General features: G+C 42.7%; 5 protein-coding genes. 1 reads left to right on the top strand and 4 read right to left on the bottom strand.

The genetic code is table 11. The features are described 5' to 3' along the window. The 4 genes from IJT21_03195 to tadA all read right to left on the bottom strand — a co-directional run. Positions 1 to 107: prepilin-type N-terminal cleavage/methylation domain-containing protein (locus tag IJT21_03195; GenBank protein MBQ7577256.1), on the bottom strand; the 107-nt coding region annotated here is incomplete at its 3' end. Position 108: 1 nt separating this feature from the next. After that, complete coding sequence (locus IJT21_03190; protein ID MBQ7577255.1) at positions 109 to 1,371, bottom strand: type II secretion system F family protein; 1,263 nt, start codon at positions 1,369 to 1,371, stop codon at positions 109 to 111. A gap of 14 nt (positions 1,372 to 1,385) precedes the next feature. Beyond that, a complete protein-coding gene (locus tag IJT21_03185) occupies positions 1,386 to 2,459 on the bottom strand; it encodes a type IV pilus twitching motility protein PilT (GenBank protein ID MBQ7577254.1) in 1,074 nt (357 codons plus the stop codon). Beyond that, complete coding sequence (gene tadA / locus IJT21_03180) at positions 2,446 to 4,224, bottom strand: Flp pilus assembly complex ATPase component TadA (GenBank protein ID MBQ7577253.1); 1,779 nt, start codon at positions 4,222 to 4,224, stop codon at positions 2,446 to 2,448. Before tadA ends, IJT21_03185 begins: the two co-directional genes overlap by 14 nt. Between tadA and IJT21_03175 the strand changes: the two genes are divergently transcribed. Next, on the top strand, positions 4,223 to 5,479 hold the full coding sequence (locus tag IJT21_03175; GenBank protein ID MBQ7577252.1) for a histidine--tRNA ligase: 1,257 nt from the start codon (positions 4,223 to 4,225) through the stop codon (positions 5,477 to 5,479). The two genes, tadA and IJT21_03175, sit on opposite strands and share 2 nt — an antisense overlap. Positions 5,480 to 5,511 lie beyond the last annotated feature (32 nt).

Below are 5,511 nucleotides of genomic sequence, written 5' to 3'. Positions count from 1 at the left end.
GTGCTTGAAAGCATCATCATCGAACTTAATATGCCGATAACTACAATTACTATTAACATTTCTATGAGCGTGAAACCTTTTCGCATTCGTGAGACCTCCTTAAAAATTTTATGACAACTGCACAATCGCTGACGTTACCGGCGAGAAAATAGCTATTGCAATAACCGCTATAATTCCGCCTACAAAAACTATCATTACGGGTTCAAGCAATGAGGTTGTAGCCTTTATTTGCTCGTCTAATTCCTGATCGTACCATGTTGCAACGCGTTCAAGCATTGTGTCAAGGTGTCCGGTTTCTTCGCCGATTCTCATCATTTGCGAGACTAAAACGGGGAAGATTCCCGCCTGCCTTGCTGAGTCTCCCAATGATACGCCTTTTATAGCATTTGAGCGCAACTCGTCAAAACCTTCTTCAACGACAGCATTTCCCGCCGTACCTTCTGCCATTTCGAGACTCCTAATAACGGGAACTCCTGCCGACACCAGCGACGAAAAAGTTCGTGCAGATCTTGCCATTGACGCTTTAAATAATAACGTCTTCAAAATGGGAATCTTCAATTTAATTTTGTCCATTGTCTTGCGTGTTGCCCTGTTCTTACATAGAAATATCCATAAAAATATAATCCCGACTGCACCAGCAAGAATAAAATACCAGTTCGCGCTAAACCATTCGCCCGCCGCAAATAAATATAGTGTTATGTTCGGTAATTCGATATTCATTGTGCTAAAAGTTTCCTTAAATTTCGGAACCAGGAACATAAAGAAAAATATTAGAATCCCTACAGCAAATAACATGACAAATGCAGGATAAAATAATGCACTCTTAACTTTGCTGTGTAATGCCGCCTGCTTCTCAAGTAAGACTGCGCCTTGTTCGAGCGAATAATCAAGCATTCCGCCTTCTTCTCCTGCCTGAACAAGTGAAATTAACAATGCACTAAATGCCGGGTGCTGACTCAGTGCCTGACTTAACGTGACTCCCCTGTCAAGACGCGCTTTAACGTCGAGCAAAATTTTTCTAAGCGCATAATTACTTTCTTGACTCGTTATTACATCAAGTGCAGAAGCAAGACCGACCCCGGCACCTTCCATTGTTGCAAGCTGGCGGAAGAATACCATTAAAGTTTTCAGCGAGACCTTACCGCCCGAAAATAAATGTCCTATATCAGCGTTTAATAATGCTTTAAGGCTGAACCCTTTAGATTTTGACTTGGCCGGCCCTGCAAGAGTTGAAGTCCCCTGCTCATGTAAATTTATTACGATCATATTTCGGCCGCGTAATAATTCAAGCGCGTGTTTCTGGCTGTCTGCTGCAATATAACCTTCTGTTATTTCGCCGTCCTGCTGTCTTGCACGATATTTATAGTTCAAAATTTATCACCCCTTTACATCGATAAAAGCCGGTCGATCTCCTGCAAATCGTAAGCAAAATCTTTCGCCGTTGATTTCGTAATTGAACCTTCACGATATAAGCGCGTTAAATCCTGTTCCATCGTGTGCATACCAGTATTTAGGCCGGTGAGCATTGAATTTCGCAGACTTGCTGTCTTGCCCTCTCTGATATTGCTTCGTACTGCCGGAGTCGATAATAATAATTCTGTCGCACAAAAACGCCCTGCAAAGCCTGCCGCCGGTAATAACTGCTGCGAACAAATGCCTATTAACGTATAAGCTAATTGCAGCCTGATTTGATTCTGCTGATGAGGGGGAAAAACGTCCACGATTCTTTCAATTGACTGTGAAGCGTCCTGCGTGTGAAGAGTCCCTAATACTAAATGTCCCGTTTCTGCTGCTGTGATTGCTGCTGAAATTGTCTCAAGGTCTCTCATTTCGCCGATTAATATAACGTCGGGGTCCTGCCTCAAAACGTGCCTTATTCCTGACGCAAAATTTTCTGTGTCATTGCCTATTTCGCGTTGATGAATTACAGACATTGCCGGAGTATGTATATATTCGATAGGATCTTCAATTGTTACTATATGACATTTGCGCGTGTGATTGATTTCGTTGACGAGTGCCGCAAGTGTTGAGCTTTTACCGTGTCCGGTCGGCCCTGTTGCGAGAAAAAGCCCTCTATGCCTATCCGCTATTGTCTTGAGAATTTCAGGGAGTCCGAGTTCATCAAGAGATCTTATAACCGATGGAATAAGCCTGAAAGTTAGTGATACTCCTCGCATTTCACGATAAGCACTCCCCCTGAACCGCTGAGACTCAAAGGTGAAGGCAAAATCTAAATCTCCTGTGCGCTTGAATCTTTCTGATTGTGAGCTGCTCAAAATCTCGTCAAGAAAATTTACAAGTTCATCGCGCGTAAAAATTTCTAAATCGTCAATGTAATCTAATTCGCCGTGAACTCTTAAAGCTGCATGAGAGTCCGAGCTTAAATGTATATCGCTTGCATTTGATTTTATTGCTAGATTGATTAATTTCTTGATGTTTTCGCTGCTAAAGTGTTGCACTTATAATCTCCTCCAGTGAAGTATAACCGGCTGCCACAGCGTTTAAACCTGACTGCCGCAAAGTTTTCATACCGTTTCTAATTGCCTCGTCTCTAATTGACATTGCTGACTGTTCCTTCAGAATCATATCGCGCAAGTTGTCATCAATCATCATAATTTCATAGATTCCGCGCCTGCCTTTGTAGCCGTTTCTGCAATGAGGACAACCAATCGGCCTGAATGCGTGAGTACCTGCACGAAAATTGAATCTCTCGCAAGTTCCCGGGTCAAGCTCGTACTCTTCCTTACAATATGGACATAAACAGCGCACGAGCCTTTGTGCAATTATTCCGGAAAGCGACGCGGACAACAAAAACGGCGGTATTCCCATATCTGTAATTCGTGATATTGCGCTTGGTGCGTCGTTAGTGTGCAGAGTCGATAATACAAAGTGTCCTGTTAATGCTGCTCTGATTGCTATTTGTGCTGTGTCAGAGTCTCGAATTTCTCCTATCATTATTTTATCGGGGTCTTGACGCAGAATTGAACGCAATGCAACATCAAATGTTAATCCGGCTTTCTCGTTGACGTGGACTTGATTTATTCCGGGTATAAAAAATTCTACGGGATCCTCAACTGTTACAATATTTATATCGGGCCGGCTGATTTTCTTCAACATTGAGTAAAGAGTCGTAGATTTTCCCGATCCAGTAGGGCCGGTCGCTAACAAGATTCCCCACGGCATTTCGCAAAAATGGTCAATCATCATAATATCTTCAGAGTCAAAGCCTAGTTTATCGAGCTCATCAAATGAATTATCGCGGTCAAGGATTCGCAAAACAATTTTTTCACCGTTCATTGTCGGAAGAGAACTAACGCGCAAATCTATGTGTCTGCCGTCAATGATAGTTAAGATTCTTCCGTCTTGGGGCTTACGTTTTTCGGCGATGTCCATTCCTGAAATAATTTTAATACGTGCTACTATGGTCGGATGAAGTGTAACAGGATAATCGAAAGCTGAATATAAAGCACCGTCGACTCTGAATCTTATTCGCGACATTTTTTCGTATGCTTCTATATGAATATCTGACGCGTTTTCCCTGACTGCCTGCTGTATTAATTCATTAACAAGTTCGACTAAAGGCGCATCATCGGGGTTAACCTGCGTTGTAGTTGCTGATAACGGCGTAAAAGCGTCTGCTAAATCTTCATTTGCTGTCAAAGCTCCGGCCAAGTTCGTTTGAAGTTCATAGATTCGCGGGATATTTCGTTGAATGTCGTCGAGTCCTGAGCAGGCAGCTTTCATTTCATGACCTGTAACAATTTTTATTTCGTCCTGTGCAGGGAGGTCGAGCGGGTCAGCCATTGCTACTAAAATTGCGCCTTCTTCATCAATTTTTAGGGGAATGACATTCAAGCGTTCGGCTGCACTTCTTGGAATCATCTTAATTGCTTCGGGGTCAACTTGGTATCTATCAAGCTGTATAAACGGTAATTCGAGTTGCACGGCCAATGCTTCAGCTACCTGCGTGGAAGTAAGAGCCTTTATATCCATTAATATTTCGCCCAGCCGTTTGTCAGAAGTTTCCTGTATTCTTAGTGCTTCATTGAGCTGATCTTGATTAACGAGTCCATATTGCAATAAAATATCGCCAAATTTTACGCGTTCAGTCAAGAAAATATTTTCCACGATTAAATAAAAGCCTCCTCCGAAAAATTTATTTAACAAATTATAATATGCGTTGAATATAATTCTAAATTTTAATAGGAGTGATTTATTCAACATGTCAATTATAACAGCACCGAGAGGAACAAGAGATATTTTACCGGCTGAGTCGTGGAAATGGGCATATATAATTAACACTGCATCAAGGACAATGCGTGATTTCGGGTTCAGTGAGATTCATCTGCCGATTTTCGAGCACACGGAATTATTTGCGCGTGGAGTCGGTGAAACAACTGACATTGTAGAGAAAGAAATGTACACTTTCAACGACAGGGGCGGGCGCAGTATAACTCTTAGACCGGAAGCAACAGCAGGAGTCATGAGAGCAGCAATAGAAAATAATTTATGTGTTCAGGGAATGAGCGCAAAATTATGGAACTGGGGGCCGATGTTCAGGCATGAGAGACCGCAGAAGGGGCGTTACAGGCAATTTTATCAAATCGACGCTGAGTATCTCGGCATTGCTTCATCAGGTGCGGACGTTGATATAATTTCGTTGTCAATAGAGTTATTCAGGCGGTTAGGACTCAAAAATTTAGAAGTTGTAATTAATTCCGTAGGCTGTGAGAAGTGCAGACCGATTTATCGCGAAAAATTAATAAATTACTTCACGGCACATAAAGACTCACTCTGCGAAACGTGTTTAGCGAGACTCGACCGTAACCCGTTAAGAATATTAGATTGCAAAAATGAATCATGCGGAAAAGTTGCAGATAATGCACCGGATATTTATGACTCTTTATGTGATGAGTGCCGCGAACATTTTAGCGAAGTAAGGGCGGGGCTTGAGCGTCTCGGTTTTGCTTACAGAATCAATAAAAGGCTCGTGCGCGGACTTGATTACTACACAAAAACGGCGTATGAAATTTTATCGGGCGATTTGGGCGCACAAAATGCAGTTTGCGGCGGTGGACGTTATGACAATCTTTCAAGCGCGATAGGAGGCGGAAAAATTCCGGGTGTAGGTTTTGCGTGTGGTCTTGATAGAGTCATGCTCGTAATGGAAGAGCAGGGCTGCACGTTCGGCGATGTTCCAAAAATTTGCGTTTATGTTGCTGCACTTGATGACTCGACGAGGGGAGCTGCACAGGCTTTAACGTACGAATTGCGAAAAAATAATATTTCAGCCATTAACGACACTGCCGGAAAAAGTTTTAAATCACAGATGAAGTCAGCGGGTGAATGCAAATTTGCGTGTATAATCGGCCCTGATGAACTCGCGAATAATCTTGTAGCGATAAAAAATTTAACTGACGGGACTCAAGAGAGTGTACAAATATCTGAGGCTGTGAACTACATCACAAAGCGATTATAACAAAAGCCGCCGCCGAGCAGGGTGGGTGGGTG

This window comes from Synergistaceae bacterium, from assembly GCA_017443945.1.
In the GTDB taxonomy this organism is placed as follows: domain Bacteria; phylum Synergistota; class Synergistia; order Synergistales; family Aminobacteriaceae; genus JAFUXM01.
Note: the sequence above shows the minus strand (reverse complement) of the source record. Positions and strands in the feature narration are given on the sequence as shown.

What these genes read in the sequence shown, in the direction of transcription:
- IJT21_03175 (MBQ7577252.1), top strand. Translation starts at nt 4,223, where the DNA reads ATGTCAATTATAACAGCACCGAGAGGAACAAGAGATATTTTACCGGCT.
- tadA (MBQ7577253.1), bottom strand. Translation starts at nt 4,224, where the DNA reads ATGTTGAATAAATCACTCCTATTAAAATTTAGAATTATATTCAACGCA.